Origin of the sequence: Sporosarcina sp. FSL K6-3457 (assembly GCF_038007285.1) — a bacterium.
GTDB lineage: Bacteria > Bacillota > Bacilli > Bacillales_A > Planococcaceae > Sporosarcina.
This window is the reverse complement of sequence record NZ_JBBOWX010000001.1, coordinates 2,660,227-2,678,290: the sequence shown is the minus strand read 5'-3', so window position 1 is coordinate 2,678,290 and position 18,064 is coordinate 2,660,227. Positions and strand designations below refer to the sequence as shown.

Here is an 18,064-nt window from a genome sequence, read left to right as displayed (position 1 = left end):
GTATTAGCACTCGAAGTTATAGAGTGCTAACAAGGCGCATAGTGTGGCCTTGTGCTTTTAGGAGTGATGATGATGTTGACGAACAGACAATTGCTTATATTGCAACTGACGGTTGACGATTTCATCGAATCCGCACAACCTGTCGGATCGAGACAGCTATCGAAAAAACCGGAGGCCCCGTTTAGTCCAGCGACAATACGGAATGAAATGGCTGATTTGGAAGAGATGGGCTATCTTGAAAAGACTCACACGTCGTCTGGCAGAGTACCATCCGAAAAAGGATATCGATTTTATGTTGACCATTTGTTGACACCAGAAAAGCTGAAAACTGAAGATAGCGTTCAATTGCGTTCTATTTTTCGGGATAAGGTTGTAGAGACGGAGGAGCTAATTCGCAAATCGGCAACGATTCTTTCTGACTTGACGAATTACACGTCGATTCTTCTCGGGCCTGATACGTCATTGCACACGGTGAAACGTTTTTCAATTGTTCCATTAGATGATAAAACGGCTGTTGCCATCATTGTTATGGATAATGGGCGTGTGGAGAACAGATTGTTCAATGTACCGGAAGGCTTTACAGCATCTGATATCGAAAAAATGGTCAATATCCTAAATGAGCGACTTGTCGGTACGCCGCTCGCGCATCTCCAAAGGATGTTGGTGCAGGAAACGAAAACGGTGTTGGAACGCCATATTCATCATACGGGTGACTTGTATACCTCGTTTCAACGGGCAATTGCAATCGAACCAGAAGACCGCCTGTATTTCGGTGGTAAAATGAATATGATGAAGCAGCCTGAATTCAATGACATTGAGAAGATGAAGACATTTTTCGAAATGATGGACAAAGGAGCCCCTGCTATGAAGTTCTTCCAAGAAGGGCTGGCAGGGATTCATGTGCGCATTGGTTCTGAAAATAATCAGAATGCGATGGAAGATTACAGCGTGATTACAGCAACCTATTCGGCTGGAGACAACATGACAGGCTCTATTGCTATCATTGGACCTAAACGAATGGATTATGCGCGGGTCATCACATTGCTTGATCTGATGAGCGGTGATTTGTCTAGGGAACTAGCCAGGCTGACAATCGGTGGCGGAACAGCAGGAGGGAACAAACATTGACAGAGGTTAAAAATGAAGTTGTAGAAGATGAATTGGTGGTAGAGGAAGTTGAGGCTGCGGGTGAGGACAACGTGATTGAAGAAGCTATCGAAGTTGAAAACAACGCAGACAGTGTCATTGAAGAACTAACAGTGAAATTGCAGGAAGAAGAGAACAAGCGACTTCGGTTGCTTGCCGATTACGATAACTTTAAAAGAAGAGCGTCACTTGACCAAGAGGCGTTACAGAAGTATCGTGCGCAGAACGTCGTGACGAACCTACTACCTGTGCTTGATAACTTTGCGCGCGCACTCTCTGTTGAGGCGAAGACGGAAGAAGCTCAGTCGATTATGACGGGTATGGAAATGATTTATCGTACGCTTGTCACTGCACTTGAAACAGAGGGTCTTGTTGAAATTGAGACGCTTGATCAGGAGTTCGATCCGAATTTCCATCAAGCAATTATGACAGGTGCAGATGATACAAAACCTTCAGGCGTTATTCTGGAAGAAATGCAAAAAGGGTATTTGTTGAAAGATCGTGTCCTTCGACCTTCAATGGTTAAAGTAAACGAATAATTTTACAAGGAGAAATGAAGTTCAATTTCTCCTTGTAAAAGCCTCCGGCGGATGTCACAGATTTTGAAAGGAGTTAACTGCAGGCAGTCTAATTTCGCGACGTCCTGTCGCAACGACTGCATACCCGCTTCCTGCGGGCACAATTCAAAATCTGGACGCAATTACGCCGGGGCGTAATTGATTAAGTAACATTATTTCTAGGAGGAATTTGATTATGAGCAAAATTATTGGTATTGACTTAGGAACAACAAACTCAGTAGTGTCCGTGTATGAAGGCGGAGAGCCGAAAGTAATTCCGAATCCAGAAGGTAACCGCACAACGCCATCTGTTGTGGCATTCAAAAATGGCGAAAAACAAGTTGGGGAAGTAGCGAAGCGTCAATCGATTACAAACCCGAACACAATCATGTCTGTTAAACGTCATATGGGGTCAGATTATAAAGTAAAAGTGGATGATAAAGAATATACACCACAAGAAGTTTCTGCAATGATTCTTCAATATATGAAAGGCTATGCGGAAGAGTATCTTGGCGAGCCTGTTACAAAAGCAGTTATTACAGTTCCAGCTTACTTCAGTGATGCACAGCGTCAAGCGACACAAGATGCTGGTAAAATTGCAGGTCTTGAAGTCGAGCGTATCATTAACGAGCCAACTGCAGCAGCACTTGCTTACGGTCTTGATAAAACAGATGAAGACCAAACAATTCTTGTCTATGACCTTGGTGGTGGTACATTTGACGTGTCTATCCTTGAGTTAGGCGACGGTGTGTTCCAAGTGCTTGCAACTGCCGGGGACAACAAACTTGGTGGAGATGATTTCGACGATGTTATCATTGGCTACCTAGTGGAAGAATTCCGTAAAGAAAACGGCATTGATTTATCAAAAGATAAAATGGCCATGCAACGTTTGAAAGATGGCGCAGAAAAAGCGAAAAAAGACTTGTCAGGTGTGACATCTGCACAAATCTCACTACCGTTCATCACAGCAGGCGAAGCAGGACCACTTCACCTTGAAGTGACATTGTCACGTGCGAAATTTGACGAATTGACTGCACAACTTGTTGAGCGTTCAATGGTACCGACTCGTCAAGCGATGAAGGACGCTGGATTATCTGCATCACAAATCGACCGCGTTATTCTTGTCGGTGGATCAACACGTATCCCTGCTGTTCAAGAAGCGATTCAAAAAGAAACAGGCAAAGAGCCATATAAAGGCGTAAACCCAGACGAAGTTGTTGCAATGGGGGCAGCTGTTCAAGGTTCAATCTTAAGCGGAGACGTTACAGACGTAGTTCTTCTTGACGTAACACCTTTGTCATTAGGTATTGAAACGATGGGGAACGTATTTACGAAATTGATCGAACGTAATACAACGATTCCAACAAGCAAATCACAAGTGTTCTCAACAGCAGCGGATAACCAACCAGCAGTAGATATCCATGTACTGCAAGGGGAACGTCCGATGTCAGCTGACAACAAAACACTTGGTCGCTTCCAATTGACGGATATTCCACCAGCACCACGTGGAGTGCCACAAATCGAAGTTACATTTGATATCGATAAAAATGGTATCGTTACAGTTAAAGCGAAAGACCTTGGAACACAAAAAGAGCAGGATATTACAATTCAAGCAAGCTCAGGTCTATCTGACGATGAAATCGAACGCATGGTGAAAGACGCGGAAGCAAATGCTGAAGCGGACCAAAAGCGTAAAGAAGAAGCAGACTTGAAAAACGAAGCGGACCAACTTGTCTTCATGGCTGAAAAAACATTGAAAGACCTTGAAGGTAAGGTATCTGAAGAAGAAGTAACAAGCGTGGAAGAAGCGAAGGAAGAATTGAAAGCTGCACTTGAAGCTGGCGATTTTGACGATATCCGTGCGAAGAAAGACAAATTAGAAGAAATCGTTCAACAAATGACGATGAAACTATATGAGCAAGCGGCAGCAGAAAATGCTGGCGACGCTGATCAAGCGGGTCAACCACAGGATGATGGCGTAGTCGATGCTGATTTCGAAGAAATTATCGACGAAGAGAAAAAATAAGATTTATTTTTATTCAGCTAAAATTCTTATCTCTACAGGTGGCGGGATAGATAGGATTTTGCGACCTATTTAATGGATGTCCGAAGTCTCGCTGAATAAAGATAAAGCCTCCGGCGGATGTCACGGATTTTGAAAGGAATTAATTGTGCTTGCACAATTCAAAATCCGGACGCAATTACGCCGAGGCGTAATTGATTTATTGACGGAAAAAGTCAAAGTCCGATATTCCGGCTTTGGCTTTTTCGTTTTTAATGCGAGCATGACGTGGTATAGTAGAGGATAGGCAAAAGTATTTCGGGAGTGTGAAAAATGAGTAAACGAGATTATTATGACGTGTTAGGTTTATCAAAATCAGCGTCCAAAGATGAAATTAGAAAAGCGTACAGAGGGCTTTCTAAAAAGTATCACCCAGACTTAAACAAGGCAGCTGACGCGGAAGAGAAGTTTAAAGAAGCGACAGAAGCTTACGAAGTACTGAGTGACGATTCGAAAAAAGCAAATTATGATCAATTCGGCCATACGGATCCTAACCAAGGGTTTGGTGGTTTCGGCAGTGGTGGTGGAGATGGCTTCGGATTTGAAGACATATTCAGTACATTTTTCGGTGGCAATACACGACGTCGTGATCCGAATGCGCCGAGAAAAGGCGATGATTTGCAGTACTCTATGACGATTGATTTTATGGAAGCTGTTTTTGGTAAAGAAACAGAAATTGAAATACCAAAAGAAGAAAACTGTGATACTTGTGAGGGCTCTGGAGCTAAAAAAGGAACTTCACCTAAGACATGTAACCATTGTGGCGGTTCTGGACAAATTAGTGTCACGCAAAACACACCGCTTGGTCAGATGGTTAATCGTAGGGCATGTCCACATTGTCAGGGAACAGGAAAAATTATCCCCGAGAAATGTACAACATGCCATGGTGCAGGTAAAGTAACAAAAAGGAAGAAAATTAAAGTAACAATTCCTGAAGGCGTCGATGATGGCCAACAGCTTCGTGTAACGGGGCAGGGGGAACCGGGTTATAAAGGTGGTCCTGCAGGTGACTTGTACATTGTATTCCGTGTGAAATCACATGAGAAATTCATCCGTGAAGATGATGATATATATTTAGAATTGAGCTTATCCTACCCACAAGCCGCGCTGGGTGATGACATCGAAGTGCCGACTGTGCAGGGCAATGTCAACTTGAAAATTCCAGCAGGTACACAAACAGGCACGCGTTTCCGCTTGAAAGGTAAAGGCGTTAAAAACGTTCATGGTCGTGGCATCGGAGATCAGCATGTCGTTGTCAAAGTTGTAACACCTAAAAAAATGACGGAAAAACAAAAAGAATTGATGCGTGAATTTGCAGCAATTAGCGGCAATACACCAGAAGAGTATTCAAGTTCTTTATTTGATAAAATCAAGCGTACTATCAAAGGCGACTGAAAGGATGAAGTCATTTGAAATGGTCAGAAATTGCCATCCATACGACACACGAGGCAACTGAAGCGGTAGCGAATATATTGCATGAAGCAGGTGCCAGTGGCGTTGTGATTGAAGATTCAGTAGAGCCAGATAGAATTCATGAAGACCGCTACGGGGAAATTTATGCACTCGACAAAAATGATTTCCCAGTTGACGGTGTAATCGTGAAAGCCTATTTACCTGTCAATAGTTTTTTAATTGAAACGATGAAGGATATTAGCCAGTCAATTGACGGTTTGGTGGAATTTGGATTGGATGTTGGAAAAAATGCCATCCAAACGAATGAAATTGACGAGGAAGATTGGGCAACTGCCTGGAAGCAATACTACCATCCAGTCAAAATTTCTGGCCGTTTTACGATTGTCCCTACATGGGAAGAATATGAGCCCGTTGAGTCTGATGAATTAATCATTGAACTAGACCCTGGAATGGCATTCGGCACGGGAACGCATCCAACAACGGTTATGTGCCTACAAGCTCTTGAAAAGTACGTAGAGCCAGGTCATACCGTGGTTGATGTAGGAACAGGCTCGGGTGTGCTATCCATAGGTGCGGCATTACTAGGGGCATCCCATATTCATGCGCTTGACTTAGATGATGTGGCGGTTGTCGCCGCGAAAGAAAATATTTTGTTGAATAAAGTGAATGACAAAATCACGGTGACGCATGGTAATCTATTGGATTCTGTTAAAGAGCCGGCGGATATTATTATTGCGAATATCCTAGCAGAAGTCATTCTGTCCTTTTCTCAAGATGCTTATGCCATTTTGCCGCAAGATGGATTGTTCATTGTTTCGGGTATTATTGGACAGAAGCGGGATCTTGTGAAAGATGATTTAATCGAAAAAGGATTTGACATCGTCGAGTCTGTTTTAATGGAAGATTGGGTAGCTATCGTTGCCCAAAAAAGGGGCGTGTAACGCTTTGCAACGCTATTTTTTACAATCTGAATTTGATGGCCAACAGCAAGCAACGATTACAGGAGAGGATGGCAAGCATATTGTCCGGGTCATGCGAATGACTGTCGGTGATGATCTGATTGCTGTGTCGGGCGGAGAAGCTTATGTTTCTATAGTTACCGAACTTCTTGCAGATGGTGTCGTTATCCAGCGTCAAGCAGATTCTTTAAAAATAAACGAAATGCCTGTCCGTGTAACAATTGCCTGTGGTTTGCCAAAAGGTGATAAGCTAGATTTGATTGTGCAAAAAGGAACTGAGCTGGGTATGGCAGGTATTGTGCCATTTGAAGCGGAACGCTCGATTGTCAAATGGGATGCCAAAAAAGCTGATAAAAAAGTTGAGCGGCTGCGTAAAATTGCCAAAGAAGCTGCGGAGCAATGCCACCGGACGGTTATTCCCGATGTGGCAAGTCCAACTTCGTTTAAGCAATTAATCGCACAATCGACAAACTATGACGTCCTTCTTTTTGCTGATGAGGAAGATGCCAAAGGTGGTAACCCAAATCGATTGGCCGAGCGACTCAAAAACGTCTATCCGGACCAAACTATCCTGACTGTTTTTGGACCAGAAGGTGGTTTATCGAGAAACGAAGCGGAGGCACTACGCTCCGCTGGCTTTTTGCCGATTGCATTAGGTCCACGTATATTAAGAACGGAAACGGCTCCGTTGTATTTATTGTCTGCAATGTCTTATGAATTTGAATGAAAGAGGTGAGCAGTTGATGTCTTCGGTTGCATTTCATACGTTGGGTTGTGCAACCGTGAAATAGATAATGATTGCGTTCAAAGCTAGTGGTATCATGACTTTGACGCTTGGGCAGAAAACGTTTTAAATAGCCAATTCAAAGTGGATTTGAATTGGCTATTTATATTATACTGAAAAATATTACTTAATTATGATATAGTATTCTTAATTGGTCATAAGAATTTTGTTATGTACATATCTTAATTTAAATAAGGAGTTCTGCAATGAATAAGAATACAGTGAATAGGAACACAATGATAATAGTTGGTGCAATTATAAGTTGCTTAGCCCTTTTGATTGTGCTTACTTTTTTCAAGGATTCGAGAGATCATTTGAACCATTTAGGTATAGCGGCAACAATTGTGGGGTTTGGATTAACATTGTTGCTTTTAAATATGGTTACTGATATTTCTAAAGCATTTTTGATCTTCCAAGAAAAAGATATTTTCGATAATAAAGTATTGCATCTATTGATTGCTGACTTAGAAGAAATTATAGATATGTCAGATAAAATATTGTCAAACGAGCAAGTGGATGATTATTCAATTAGAGAAAAATTTTATTCGAATATCAGTACCACGCACTCTTCATATGTTAACGATCTAATAAATTATCCTCTTCCTGGATCAGCTAAATTTGTTAGTGCATTTAATAAATATGAAGACTACATAATAAAGACTAAATTAAATGAAGGAAAAAGCTTAGATGAATTAGTGATAAAAACTTTAAAAGGGAGAACCCAATCTATATTATTTAGTGCGAAAATATACGAAAGCACTCAAAAAGAGGAGAGTTCAAATGAATAAAAAAGAACTTCAACATTATTATGATATTATGGATAAATATATAGAGAAATTAATGATAATGAAAAATAATAAGACATTTGTTTCTTGGGATAAAATAGGAAAGGATACTTTAGAGTTATTGGTAATACCTAGTGGTGATTTAGTGGAAAAAATTAATGCATCATACAGCTCGCTTTTGGTTGTAAATGATACTAAAAAACAATATTTGGTTATTGGTGAATATTGTAGAAAAGACTTTTATAATGAGCAGGAATATGATTTAGAAAATGAAATATTTATAACTGTTTATCAGACTGATGATGACAAACCTAATCACATTGCAAAAGGGAAAATTTTCATAACAGAAAATATCTATAAAAATTACCTTATAGAAGCAGGTGAGGCCTCAGATGTTATTTTAAATAAATTAAATTTACTATCATCAACTTATAGCGAGGCTTCCTTACAAAACTCAGATGATTTGTTTAACTGACGACAAAATTTTCCCATGCAATACTAAAACATATATTGAGAAAAACATTTTTTGTTAACACCTAATCATCATTAAATAATAGATATCTAAAACCATCTCCTTTCTTGCTTTTTTCAGAAAGGAGATGGTTTTAATAATATAATTTTATTTAACAACATTTAAATATCTTTCCGATTAATATAGTATCTAATTGCCACAGAATTACCACGTTTCACAATCAAATCTCGATCCAATAAATCTTTTAATAGGTTTAGCGTATTGCTACGTTTCATACCAACCAGTGATTCGATATCGGTCCGAGAAGCAGAGCCGTTTTCTTCTAAATACCCAAGTACCATCACTTCGTATTCTTTGTTAAGCGGTTTTGCCGGAGCGTTACCTTTTTGTGGTTCCGTGAGTGGTTTATAAGCAAAGGAATGGGTGATACCATTTTTAAAAGTAATAGATTGCACGCGTTTATCTGCAACGACGATTTTGCTGATTACAGATTGGATAAAATCAGCTAGCAGATCCTTGCCGACAGCATCCAACAGCTCGCGATAATTCACGTTCCTGGCTTGCTGCATCTCTTTTGTGATTAAGAAGTGCTGAGCATTGTCGATAAACACATTACTGTTCTTGATTGTCTGGTTTTGTTGCAACTTATTAAGTTCTTTCTCTATCACCTCTAACTCTTCAAGAAAATTACGCTTCTTAAAAATGTAATCCTTTTGACTAATTCCTTCATCCTTGAAATAATATAAATCCTCCAAACGACTAAGTGCCTTTTCAAACTTAGCTTTTTCCTTCTGTAAACGTTGAGTAGCTAAATCGGTCACATATTTATCGTTGTTTTTGGCCGAAGAAAAATCGTGGCCATCAAAACCTCGGGCAAACATTGCATGCGTCTCTTTTAGCGAATCGTTATCAATGCCGAGGACGTCGATAAATGAGCTACCTCGTAGTAGAGCACGTTCCATATCTTTTATGGCGTGTTTAGGAGTTATTTTCTCCTGCAAGCGAATTAAATTTGATACATAATTAAAGACAAACGGAGCATTGGCAATATCACTTATAAAGTTATTGCAGCTGTGTGCATTGTCAACCAGTCGATTTGTGGAGCAAGTATAGCGTGATGGACGATAACCGTCTTTGCGTGCAGTATCTAATCCGGCGGTAAGTAGTTGGCCGCATTTGCTACAGTAAAGCAATTTAGCAAAGATATGCGTATGGATATTCGCACGCTGGGCGGTGCCGATTCCTTTGTAGTTATCCGACAGCATCTGATTCACTGTGCGATGCTGTTCTTTTCGGATGATACCAGGGTGGTTATCTTCAAGAACAATCCACTCATCTTCATTTTTTAGGCGACGACTACCTTCACTTTCGCGCATATTATAGCGATATGTGCCAATATAAAACGGATTGCGTAACACATCGCGGACTGTTTTAGCTGTCCATTGACCACCGCGTTTGGTAGGTACATGCTCGTCGTTTAAAGTTATGGCCACTTTGGTTGTGGAGGAATGCTCTTCGTATAGATCATAAATATATTGCACGACCTTCGATTCTTCCGGTTCTACAACTGGAAACTTCAATTCGTCCGACCATACATAGCCCAAGGGCACGGTTGCGCCATTCCATAATCCTTTTTCCGCACGCGATAACATAATCGCAAATACGCGCTCAGCCGTTAATTTACGTTCGAGCTCCGCGAACACCAGGATGATTTTTAACATGGCTTCTCCCATTGCGGTTGAAGTGTCGAATTGTTCATTTTTTGAAACGAAAGTTATTTTATATCCCTTTAATTCCTCATACATCTCCGAAAAGTCTTTTAGATTCCGTGAAATTCTATCAATCTTCAAAACAATCATATGCGTAAATTCACCAGCACGTATACGTTCCATCATCTCTTGATATTTGGGCCTGTCCGTATTCTTCGCAGAATAACCAGCATCCTCAAATATCACAAAATCCTCAATGCCTAGCGCATATTTCGCATAATTTTCGAGTTCTTGACGCTGAAACGGTAACGAGTCTTTGTCAATCTGATGCATGGTGCTTACTCGTACATATAATGCAGCCTTTTTCTTTTCCGGTGTCATAAAAGTCACAATCATTCTCCTTTCATAGAAAAAGAGCAAACGAATGAGTCTGCTCTTTCTTTTTAATTACTAGCGCTAGAAATTAATAAATGTCCCCACGGTTGTCTATTGTGACAACTTTAATAACAACTTTTTCAAAATCCGCAGTGTAAATTATTCGAAACGTTCCCACCCGTAGGCGATACGTTTCATCTACACCTTTTAGTTTTTTTATATCTCCAACAGGTGGGATCTCTTCTAATCCTATCAGTGCTGCATAGATCCGCTGTTGAATTTTATTCTCCTGCTTACGAACGAATTTTAACGCCTGCTTACTTAGAAGAACTTCCATCATCCCACCCCATTTCTTTCGCTAATTCATCTAGGGTGACAAACTCAGTGTCTTGCATTTGTCGTAATTCTTCCTCGCTAAACGGCTCGTCTACTTCTTCGAGATTCGCATAGAAGTTTTGTAACTGCCTTTTAGAAAGAAACTCCATGAAGTCAAGTGTTGAGTTCTTATCTATTTCTGGTAGTTGCCGAAACAACTCTACAAAACGTTCTTCATCCATCGCCATTCCATTCACCTCCTCATCCTAATTCTTTTCCGCTTTGCACGATTGAAGCTGATGACGTTTTTGTTTTTAATTCCGCCAATACTTCTAGGCGGTGGTTTTCGCCTTCTTGGGCGGCAATATCTTCGATTGTCGGTATAGATTCTACAGTAGCAGCTGTTTCTGCGTGTCTACTATAGATGGAACCAAACAGCGTCATAAGTTCTTTGCGTGTGTCGGGCGGCAACTCCATATAACCTCTCATAATATCAATCTCTAATTCTGAGAGATTGTTTTTTTGTGCCTTTTCATCCAAAGAGAACGTTTCTGATTGAACAAACATCTCTCCTTCGCCAGTACGTAACCAGTCTTCGCTTACGTCTAGTTCGGAACGAAGTAACATGATGTGTCTTTCAGTTAGATTTCTAGATCCACCCTCTAGGGCGGAAATGCTAGCCTTACTCAATCCAATCCTCTCGCCAAACTCTTCTTGGTTTAAATGAAATGCGTTTCTTATTTTTTGTAATCGTTCCTTCAAATTTTTCACCTCTCTTTCTTACTAGCACCAGTTTAATACAATAAGTCTTGTTTGTAAACTTTTATTGTTGACAACATCTTATTTGTAGATTATGATGTTTACATACAAGACATGAAAGAACATTATCGGAACTTATAGCCGAGGCGGCGGTGGCAACGCCAATACATTTGAAAGGGGTGAGGATGATGGATGTGATTTATGACATCAAGGATGAAGCGGCTTTTGATGACATGATGGCAAAGTTAGGTGAGATGACGGGGCAGGAGGAGCAACATTTTATGTTGTTGCTTCAAGGCTATCAGGCAGGTGTTCGAGTTGGACAACGTATTGCTGAGCAGGCGGCTGATGGTAGTGGTGTGCAGGATGCGGTTTGATGTGGGTTTGTTTATTCGGACTTATAGCTGATGGGGCGGTGGCAACGCTAATACAAAAAAAGTGAGGTGTGAAGTGTGGAAGACAATAAAAAATCCCCGCAAGTTGCTGTAACAACAAGTGAGGATGGTGAAGCTAATTCTTGTGAATGTTCTTGTAAATGTGATGTGAAAAAAATTGCTAGAGAACTGTTTGAAATGCAGCGTTCTAATCTTCGCGGTTCATCTCATCAACAACCCTTTGAATTAAGACGGTTGTAAAACGTTCAGAATGCATTCTTAGTGCTTCTGTAGATGCGTTGATGAGGGCGGCTAAACTTTCGTTGTCTTCGACTGCCAATATTTTTTCTTTTAACTCTTTCTCATAAGTTTCGATAACTTCGGGAAAGATTTCATCAGATAACTGCTCGACGTCTATATTTTTACGCATATGTATCACCTACCTTTCTATAGGTGATTATAGCAGATTATTAGTTTATTCGAACTTATATCCGATGTGGCGGTGGCAACGCTAGATGAATTTGAAAGGGGTGAAATAGATGAGTATGTCGAAACTAGAAAAAAATCTTCATCAAGCCAGAAATCAGATGAATGAAATGGTTGGCCAATTGGCTGATATTGCTATTGAAGATAGTTCAACATATTCAGATGCCGTTAAAAAACTCAAGAATTTCAAGTGGAATTTTGTTGGGCCTTCAGCACAAGTGATGATTGAGTCGGCAATTGAAATTGTAGAGAAAAAAGCTTTATCAGCACAAATAAAAAAATATTAAGTAATAGTCTGACGGAAATTATATAACCTATTTGAACTTATAGCCAAGGCGGCGGTGGCAACGTCAATACGAATTGAAAGAGGTGAAAAGGATGGAAAACAGATTGTCAGTAGCAAAGCATTTAACGGATGAGGAATACAAGTATTTATTGGGGACTCACGCAAAGCATACCGGAATCATGGGGCTAGGTGAGCGAGCAGAATACGATTTGAGCAAAATTGTCAAGGTGGAGCGTGGTAACGGTTGCTTGCATGTGCATTACAGTAACGGTGATTGGTGGCATTATACGCCAAGCGGTGCCTGGTACTAAATATTAAATCAAAACAAGAAAGGTGGGATTGATATGGGTGCCAAAAAGGACGATCAACACGAAAAAATCTGGAAGGCGCTAGCAAAGTACGGCATTCGTACAGAGGCGGAACTCAATGAAGCTATCAAAAAAATGAAGCCGTTGAACATCGGATGCATGGTTTCGCCAGTACGAGTTAAAGAGGGCGTGGCGGCGGAATGAAGCTTGAAGGTAAACAGTCAAATGCCTGGCATGCAGCTGGTAGCGGGTTGTTGAGGTGTCCGGTGCCGAACTGTGGACATGCTGCGGTAATCATCACAAAGGTGCATTGTCGATTAGAGCACGGAATAGAACGTGAAGAAGTCCAGAAAAGGTACGGTGCACCGACGAAAGTCACGGTCAGGCATCCGTGGAAAGGGGATAAGTGAAATGGTAGTGGATGACATGCTTGTGCTCACTAATCGTTTTAAAGAAATCAATGAATCCAAATCAACCGAACATATTAAATCAGCACGTTTGGCCAACCTGATGACTGACATGGAGCAAATATATCGTATTCCAATGTTTCGGGATGAGGATTACAATGCCAAAAATCCACATGTGATGCAGCTGTATTGGGCAGTTTCAGAGGCAAGGGCATTATGAGGGAGGGGATTAACATGGTAAGTCTAAACAAAGTTGCGTCGTTGGTAAAACAAATTCAATCACTAATGGCTGAATCTGATAATGATATTTTAATAGCTGATATTGATACCTGTAATACTCACGTCCAAATGAAACACATCGCATTTCTCGTCGAGTTTGTCGAATTTGAAATCAGATTCATTGAAGATGCGCAGTATCCATACGAGCTTTCGAGCACAATCAATGGCGTGAAGTTCTTCGCATTTATGGATGCTCGTAGAATTGTTGATTTGAAAACAATCATTCCGGATCAATTTGATTATATTTCGGCGAAATTGCAGGTCGAAGCTGTATGAAGCAAATTCGATGGTAAAAAATCGACTGTTTCAACCCGAAAAAATAGGACCTGTTGTTAGAGCAACGGGTCCCATGACTTAAAACACACCGTACACACACCAAGTTAGCACGGAACATTTGACTGTTGCCAAATGGTATATCTCCAATATTACTGATATTGGGGCAATTAGTCAATTAGCGTCCTCGTAATGGATATTAAGTTTACGACCATACAGAAATATCCAACAGGTGGTTAATAGATTAATTGGGAGGAAGCAAGATTATGAAGCTGCCACAATATCATTTAGAGAAATATCACATAGAAGATTATGGGGAATTATTCGTAACAGACAATAGTGCTTACGAGGACAATCCAGAAGAACGTATAGAAAAGTTAAGAGATAAACAAGTGAGCAAGTACCGTGTAAAAACGATATGGAGTGGGCATTATCTGGAGGTTGAAGCTTATCCTATTTGGACATTGCCTAGTGGGAGAAGGGGAAAGAAAGGGAAATCCAGCAGTAATGCACAGCAGAATTTGAATGATAAAAATACAAAGAAACGTTTGATTCGATTAGTACATGTTAATTTCACGGAGGAGGATATGTGGGCTACGTTGACATATGCCAATGGGAGATTACCAGCGGATCATGAGCAGGCAAAGAAGGACATGCAGAACTATATTCGCCGTTTGAAGCGATGGCTAAAAAAGCAAAAGAAATATGCATCATTTGAGTTGAAATACATTTACGTGACAGAGCATGACAGCGACGAAGAAAAGGGTAAGGTGCGTATCCACCACCACATGATCACAAATTTTCCGGATAGAGATGTTGTAGAGGATTTATGGAACGGTGGGGGAAGGTTACAGACTCGCAGGTTGCAAGCAGATGACTATGGACTTGAAGGTCTTACCCGTTATATCACGAAGGACAAGCAAAAGGATCCTTCAAAGAGATACACGATTAGCCGTAACATGAAACAGCCAAAAGTGACAATCGCCGATAGCAAGATGACCAGGCGGCGTGCGGAAAAGATTGCTTCAGAAGAAGTGCCGGCGCATGAGGTCTTTGAAAAAATGTACAAGGGCTACGCGTTTAACGATATTGAAGTGAAATACAGTGATTTCGTAAGTGGCGCGTATATGTACGTGAGGATGAAGCGGATAAGTGGTCCAGCTAAAAAGAAAAGGAGGGGCGGAAGTTGATGGAGTTGACAATTACGCAGGCGCGTAGGTTGCGGCATAAGGAGCGTCAAGCACGTCTGGAAATATTGCAAGAAATCGACAGTCTTGAAAAGCGACGTTGTGCCAAATGCAGGACTACATCTAGAGCAGCTATGCTAGTGGGAAATTATCGATGCGGTTGCAGTGTAGCGATTGAGATTAGGAGGCTAGCAGCATTATTGCCTTAAAAGAAAAAGGGGAGGGTTTGAAATGGTCGAGGCTACGAATCTACTAAAAAAAGAAATGGAAAAGGACAAGTCGTCATATGTGCAGATTGTTGGCCAGTTTCTTTTGCGACACCTGGAAGCCAATCCGTCTGCAGCTGAAAAGATTATCGTGAAAGAGAAATCGATTAAAGGCAGCATTGCGGAAATGCGGAAAGAGGCGGAGAAACAAAAGGTTGGTAATGTTGCTGTGTTGTCGGATGCCGAGGGGTTTGCTGCTGTATTGAAATATTACGGTATCGAGGGCGGAGTTGCAGTTGCATCGGTTGCGCCGTCTGTTGTAGGAAAAGTTGAACCGTTACCTAAGCCGGAAGTAAAGCCTATTGTTGCCAAGCCTAGTGCCATTTTTGATGTCAGTCTAGATGACTTTTTGTAAAGAGGGAGGAACTGGATATGAGTAAAGATACTGAACGGTGGGGCGTAGAAGGTAATGAGATTTTATCACATATCCCGACAGAGTTTAGCGAAGAGGTTAAACGCTATGCCAGGGATGTTGTGCTGGAGCGGAGCCGTTATCTTTTCGTCCGTCGTGAAAATAAAGAGTTAGTTGGATATTGCACGCACTGTCAACAAGAGCATGCCTATATCGACGCTGTGAAATATGGGCAGGAAATCAAGTGTATACACTGCAAATCTATCTGCATCATGAAGCAGAATGGCCGAGGGCGGAAATATTTAAATGACGACGGTTACTTTGTTTGGTTCGACAAATCGATTAAAGATCCTAACGTTCTGGTGGCACGCGGGATTTACGTACAACGTGATTATTCGCAAGCGTATGAAAAAGTTCAAACAACTTTTGCTGTTACTGCGGCTTATGTTTTTGGTGATGGCCAATCCAAAATGGTCAATCGTACTTGGTGGGGAGGAGATACTAGAGGATGGTACCTCCGGTCAACTGTCTTTTCAGAGAGTGGCGGAGCGATGTCCTCGACGCCTCATTACATGGCGATTGAAAGCATTGAGCGCGCGGTGAAAGATACGCCTTTCCAATACAGCACCTGGGAGCATTACAAAGACGGGGACTTGATTAAGCTGTTTGATGTTGCAGCAAAATACCCATGTATTGAATATTTAACAAAGTTGGGATTGACCTCAATTGTGCGTGCGAAAATCCAAGGCGGTAGAACATATGGGGCCATCAACTGGCGTGCGAAGAAAATTGATGCTGTGTTAAAAGTGACGAAGCAGGACCTGCTTGAGATACGGAAATCCGGATTAGATATTCGCCCATTTACGCTATGGCTATTTCAACAGTTTAAAAAAGAGGGAGCAAAGGTAAGCATACTTGAGGTACATGGGTTTGTTGGGTTATGTGGGGGAAATCACATCCGCGATGACATTCAGCTACTCCGAAAAACCTTTAGCTTGAATCAAATCCGGAATTTCACGATTAAACAATATCAACGGAAAAATCCTAAAGGGCGGCACTATTGGAGCGGCTCGCAAGTCTTGGTAGCTTGGCGAGATTATTTGAGTGATGCAAGAAGACTTGGTATGGAAGTGACGGATGAAAGTATTCTTTACCCATCCAACTTGTATCAAGCGCATCAAAAATTACTCAAGAAAATAAAAATCCTGGCCAATAAAGCACTAAACGATCAAATTAAGCATCGGCTTCCGATGTTGGCTAAATATAAATTCGAAAGCGATGGCTTTATTATTCGTCCTGCGGAAAGTAGCGATGAATTAATTCGTGAGGGGAACGCGTTGAAACATTGTGTTGGGACTTATGCCAAGAGATATGCAGAGGCTCAAATAGATCTATTTGTCATTAGGAAGGAGAGTGACCCGGATAAGCCATTCTATACACTCGAAGTCAGAGGGGGGCGCGTATCCCAGGTATACGGCTTAAAGAATTGTCTTCCGACAAAAAAAGTGCAAGCTTTCGTCGATGCATTCAAGGCTACAAAACTTAAAAAGTCTACTAAGAGAAAGGGTGTAGCGGTATGAGTGAGTTTGAAATTGTTAGATCACCAGAAATCATTGCGACGGAGATTAATAGTTTAAAAGACCAGACCCGTTCCGTTGTACTTATGGCCAGCGTAGAAATTGGGAAAAGATTGATTGAGGCGAAAGAAAAGTTGTCACACGGAGAGTGGGAGCCGTGGCTGAAAATCAATGTTGACTACAGTCAAACTACAGCGAGAAATTTAATGAAATTATACAATGAGTACGGCGCAAATCCGCAAGCGCTTGGTGATTTGAGCTATGCTAAGGCAATTGCGCTCGTTGGAATTGCGCCAGAAGAACGGGAACAATTTGTTGCGGAAAATGATATTGAAAATATGTCATCACGGGAACTACAAAAAGCAATTAAAGAAAAGAAGGAACTAGAAAAAGAAATTGCTGAAAATGCAGAAAAAGAACAGGCGGCAAGTGCTGAACGTGAGAATTTGTTGAAAAATATAGAAGACCTCAAAGGTCGCCTTGCTGATGCTGAAAATGAAACTGATGGAGATAGGGCGGAAATGGAAATGATAGAGTCAGAGCTTGCTGCTGAACGTGAGAAGATTAAGCAACTCGAAAAGGACCTGAAAGCAAAGCCTATCGAAGCGGCGGCAGTTGAAGTCATTCCGGAAGAAGTGGAAAAAGAGTTGGCCGATCTTCGGAGAAAGTTGTCAGAGCAAGTGGATCCGTCAGACATTACGTTTCGCCTTCGTTTCGAATCGCTAGTTGATGGCTTCAAAAACATGATGGAAGCATTGAATGAGGTGTCAGATTCCGAAGTGCGTATTAAGTACAGTAAAGCGGTATCTGGATTGCTCAACAAAATGGATTCTTCATTACCAAAACCTGAAGATATAGCGGAGAAAGAATACGAGCGTCAGCAGGTAACTATCTTTGATGAATTGGTTGACAAGAAATAGAAATGGAGGATGC

Annotated in this window: 24 protein-coding genes; 19 read left to right on the top strand and 5 right to left on the bottom strand. The window is 41.2% G+C overall.

Annotation, left to right across the window (positions count from 1 at the left end; genetic code table 11):
* The first annotated feature begins 72 nt into the window (after positions 1–72).
* The 8 genes from hrcA to N1I80_RS13140 all read left to right on the top strand — a co-directional run bounded on the left by hrcA (position 73) and on the right by N1I80_RS13140 (position 8,181).
* Positions 73–1,128, top strand: coding sequence for a heat-inducible transcriptional repressor HrcA (gene hrcA / locus N1I80_RS13175; RefSeq protein ID WP_340738323.1), 1,056 nt, complete (start codon positions 73–75; stop codon positions 1,126–1,128).
* The gene (gene grpE / locus N1I80_RS13170) at positions 1,125–1,685 is read left to right on the top strand and encodes a nucleotide exchange factor GrpE (RefSeq protein ID WP_340738322.1); all 561 of its coding nucleotides are present in this window, start codon (positions 1,125–1,127) and stop codon (positions 1,683–1,685) included. Before hrcA ends, grpE begins: the two co-directional genes overlap by 4 nt.
* Positions 1,686–1,899: 214 nt before the next feature.
* Positions 1,900–3,729: a molecular chaperone DnaK gene (dnaK, locus tag N1I80_RS13165; RefSeq protein ID WP_340738321.1), complete on the top strand. Its 1,830-nt coding sequence runs from the start codon at positions 1,900–1,902 to the stop codon at positions 3,727–3,729.
* 309 nt (positions 3,730–4,038) lie between these two features.
* Positions 4,039–5,160: a molecular chaperone DnaJ gene (gene dnaJ, locus N1I80_RS13160; protein ID WP_340738320.1), complete on the top strand. Its 1,122-nt coding sequence runs from the start codon at positions 4,039–4,041 to the stop codon at positions 5,158–5,160.
* Between the two features lie 14 nt (positions 5,161–5,174).
* Positions 5,175–6,119, top strand: a complete 945-nt coding sequence (gene prmA, locus N1I80_RS13155; protein ID WP_340738319.1) for a 50S ribosomal protein L11 methyltransferase — start codon at positions 5,175–5,177, stop codon at positions 6,117–6,119.
* A gap of 4 nt (positions 6,120–6,123) precedes the next feature.
* Positions 6,124–6,864: a 16S rRNA (uracil(1498)-N(3))-methyltransferase gene (locus N1I80_RS13150; protein WP_340738318.1), complete on the top strand. Its 741-nt coding sequence runs from the start codon at positions 6,124–6,126 to the stop codon at positions 6,862–6,864.
* A 263-nt stretch (positions 6,865–7,127) separates the two neighbouring features.
* Complete coding sequence (locus N1I80_RS13145) at positions 7,128–7,709, top strand: hypothetical protein (RefSeq protein WP_340738317.1); 582 nt, start codon at positions 7,128–7,130, stop codon at positions 7,707–7,709.
* Entirely contained in the window at positions 7,702–8,181 is a 480-nt protein-coding gene (locus N1I80_RS13140) for a hypothetical protein (RefSeq protein ID WP_340738316.1), read from the top strand. Before N1I80_RS13145 ends, N1I80_RS13140 begins: the two co-directional genes overlap by 8 nt.
* Positions 8,182–8,339: 158 nt before the next feature.
* On the opposite strand, the gene N1I80_RS13135 is transcribed toward N1I80_RS13140, so the two are convergent.
* The 4 genes from N1I80_RS13135 to N1I80_RS13120 all read right to left on the bottom strand — a co-directional run bounded on the left by N1I80_RS13135 (position 8,340) and on the right by N1I80_RS13120 (position 11,339).
* On the bottom strand, positions 8,340–10,268 hold the full coding sequence (locus N1I80_RS13135) for a recombinase family protein (RefSeq protein ID WP_340740045.1): 1,929 nt from the start codon (positions 10,266–10,268) through the stop codon (positions 8,340–8,342).
* An 82-nt stretch (positions 10,269–10,350) separates the two neighbouring features.
* On the bottom strand, positions 10,351–10,599 hold the full coding sequence (locus N1I80_RS13130; RefSeq protein WP_340738315.1) for a type II toxin-antitoxin system RelE family toxin: 249 nt from the start codon (positions 10,597–10,599) through the stop codon (positions 10,351–10,353).
* Entirely contained in the window at positions 10,580–10,825 is a 246-nt protein-coding gene (locus N1I80_RS13125; RefSeq protein WP_340738314.1) for a hypothetical protein, read from the bottom strand. The genes N1I80_RS13130 and N1I80_RS13125 overlap by 20 nt, the downstream gene beginning before the upstream one ends.
* Before the next feature lie 13 nt (positions 10,826–10,838).
* The gene (locus N1I80_RS13120; RefSeq protein ID WP_340738313.1) at positions 10,839–11,339 is read right to left on the bottom strand and encodes a helix-turn-helix domain-containing protein; all 501 of its coding nucleotides are present in this window, start codon (positions 11,337–11,339) and stop codon (positions 10,839–10,841) included.
* A 185-nt stretch (positions 11,340–11,524) separates the two neighbouring features.
* Here N1I80_RS13120 and N1I80_RS13115 point away from each other — a divergent pair, with 185 nt between their 5' ends.
* Positions 11,525–11,713 (top strand): hypothetical protein, encoded by a 189-nt coding sequence (locus N1I80_RS13115; RefSeq protein WP_340738312.1) that lies wholly within the window; start codon positions 11,525–11,527, stop codon positions 11,711–11,713.
* Between the two features lie 205 nt (positions 11,714–11,918).
* On the opposite strand, the gene N1I80_RS13110 is transcribed toward N1I80_RS13115, so the two are convergent.
* A complete protein-coding gene (locus tag N1I80_RS13110; RefSeq protein ID WP_340738311.1) occupies positions 11,919–12,140 on the bottom strand; it encodes a hypothetical protein in 222 nt (73 codons plus the stop codon).
* A 109-nt stretch (positions 12,141–12,249) separates the two neighbouring features.
* Between N1I80_RS13110 and N1I80_RS13105 the strand changes: the two genes are divergently transcribed.
* The 10 genes from N1I80_RS13105 (at position 12,250) to N1I80_RS13060 (ending at position 18,051) form a co-directional block, all read left to right on the top strand.
* Positions 12,250–12,483, top strand: a complete 234-nt coding sequence (locus tag N1I80_RS13105; RefSeq protein ID WP_340738310.1) for a hypothetical protein — start codon at positions 12,250–12,252, stop codon at positions 12,481–12,483.
* Positions 12,484–12,574: 91 nt separating this feature from the next.
* Entirely contained in the window at positions 12,575–12,793 is a 219-nt protein-coding gene (locus N1I80_RS13100; protein WP_340738309.1) for a hypothetical protein, read from the top strand.
* A gap of 33 nt (positions 12,794–12,826) precedes the next feature.
* Complete coding sequence (locus N1I80_RS13095) at positions 12,827–12,994, top strand: hypothetical protein (protein WP_340738308.1); 168 nt, start codon at positions 12,827–12,829, stop codon at positions 12,992–12,994.
* Positions 12,995–13,201: 207 nt separating this feature from the next.
* A complete protein-coding gene (locus N1I80_RS13090) occupies positions 13,202–13,417 on the top strand; it encodes a hypothetical protein (RefSeq protein WP_340738307.1) in 216 nt (71 codons plus the stop codon).
* Between the two features lie 14 nt (positions 13,418–13,431).
* Positions 13,432–13,752, top strand: coding sequence for a hypothetical protein (locus N1I80_RS13085; protein WP_340738306.1), 321 nt, complete (start codon positions 13,432–13,434; stop codon positions 13,750–13,752).
* Positions 13,753–14,015: 263 nt separating this feature from the next.
* Positions 14,016–14,939 carry a rolling circle replication-associated protein gene (locus N1I80_RS13080; protein WP_340738305.1) on the top strand — a complete coding sequence of 308 codons (924 nt, stop codon included), beginning with the start codon at positions 14,016–14,018 and terminating at the stop codon, positions 14,937–14,939.
* Positions 14,936–15,145, top strand: a complete 210-nt coding sequence (locus N1I80_RS13075; RefSeq protein ID WP_340738304.1) for a hypothetical protein — start codon at positions 14,936–14,938, stop codon at positions 15,143–15,145. The genes N1I80_RS13080 and N1I80_RS13075 overlap by 4 nt, the downstream gene beginning before the upstream one ends.
* A 22-nt stretch (positions 15,146–15,167) precedes the next feature.
* Positions 15,168–15,557: a hypothetical protein gene (locus N1I80_RS13070; RefSeq protein WP_340738303.1), complete on the top strand. Its 390-nt coding sequence runs from the start codon at positions 15,168–15,170 to the stop codon at positions 15,555–15,557.
* 17 nt (positions 15,558–15,574) lie between these two features.
* Positions 15,575–17,134: a PcfJ domain-containing protein gene (locus N1I80_RS13065; protein WP_340738302.1), complete on the top strand. Its 1,560-nt coding sequence runs from the start codon at positions 15,575–15,577 to the stop codon at positions 17,132–17,134.
* A complete protein-coding gene (locus N1I80_RS13060; RefSeq protein WP_340738301.1) occupies positions 17,131–18,051 on the top strand; it encodes a DUF3102 domain-containing protein in 921 nt (306 codons plus the stop codon). The genes N1I80_RS13065 and N1I80_RS13060 overlap by 4 nt, the downstream gene beginning before the upstream one ends.
* Positions 18,052–18,064 lie beyond the last annotated feature (13 nt).

Bases quoted from the DNA above. Each gene is read 5' to 3' on its own strand.
- N1I80_RS13135 (WP_340740045.1), bottom strand. From the start codon at position 10,268: ATGACACCGGAAAAGAAAAAGGCTGCATTATATGTACGAGTAAGCACC.
- N1I80_RS13085 (WP_340738306.1), top strand. From the start codon at position 13,432: ATGGTAAGTCTAAACAAAGTTGCGTCGTTGGTAAAACAAATTCAATCA.
- N1I80_RS13080 (WP_340738305.1), top strand. From the start codon at position 14,016: ATGAAGCTGCCACAATATCATTTAGAGAAATATCACATAGAAGATTAT.
- N1I80_RS13130 (WP_340738315.1), bottom strand. From the start codon at position 10,599: ATGGAAGTTCTTCTAAGTAAGCAGGCGTTAAAATTCGTTCGTAAGCAG.
- N1I80_RS13125 (WP_340738314.1), bottom strand. From the start codon at position 10,825: ATGGCGATGGATGAAGAACGTTTTGTAGAGTTGTTTCGGCAACTACCA.
- N1I80_RS13140 (WP_340738316.1), top strand. From the start codon at position 7,702: ATGAATAAAAAAGAACTTCAACATTATTATGATATTATGGATAAATAT.
- dnaK (WP_340738321.1), top strand. From the start codon at position 1,900: ATGAGCAAAATTATTGGTATTGACTTAGGAACAACAAACTCAGTAGTG.
- N1I80_RS13070 (WP_340738303.1), top strand. From the start codon at position 15,168: ATGGTCGAGGCTACGAATCTACTAAAAAAAGAAATGGAAAAGGACAAG.
- N1I80_RS13145 (WP_340738317.1), top strand. From the start codon at position 7,128: ATGAATAAGAATACAGTGAATAGGAACACAATGATAATAGTTGGTGCA.
- N1I80_RS13065 (WP_340738302.1), top strand. From the start codon at position 15,575: ATGAGTAAAGATACTGAACGGTGGGGCGTAGAAGGTAATGAGATTTTA.
- dnaJ (WP_340738320.1), top strand. From the start codon at position 4,039: ATGAGTAAACGAGATTATTATGACGTGTTAGGTTTATCAAAATCAGCG.
- N1I80_RS13115 (WP_340738312.1), top strand. From the start codon at position 11,525: ATGGATGTGATTTATGACATCAAGGATGAAGCGGCTTTTGATGACATG.
- N1I80_RS13090 (WP_340738307.1), top strand. From the start codon at position 13,202: ATGGTAGTGGATGACATGCTTGTGCTCACTAATCGTTTTAAAGAAATC.
- N1I80_RS13100 (WP_340738309.1), top strand. From the start codon at position 12,575: ATGGAAAACAGATTGTCAGTAGCAAAGCATTTAACGGATGAGGAATAC.
- N1I80_RS13060 (WP_340738301.1), top strand. From the start codon at position 17,131: ATGAGTGAGTTTGAAATTGTTAGATCACCAGAAATCATTGCGACGGAG.
- N1I80_RS13105 (WP_340738310.1), top strand. From the start codon at position 12,250: ATGAGTATGTCGAAACTAGAAAAAAATCTTCATCAAGCCAGAAATCAG.
- N1I80_RS13095 (WP_340738308.1), top strand. From the start codon at position 12,827: ATGGGTGCCAAAAAGGACGATCAACACGAAAAAATCTGGAAGGCGCTA.
- N1I80_RS13110 (WP_340738311.1), bottom strand. From the start codon at position 12,140: ATGCGTAAAAATATAGACGTCGAGCAGTTATCTGATGAAATCTTTCCC.
- hrcA (WP_340738323.1), top strand. From the start codon at position 73: ATGTTGACGAACAGACAATTGCTTATATTGCAACTGACGGTTGACGAT.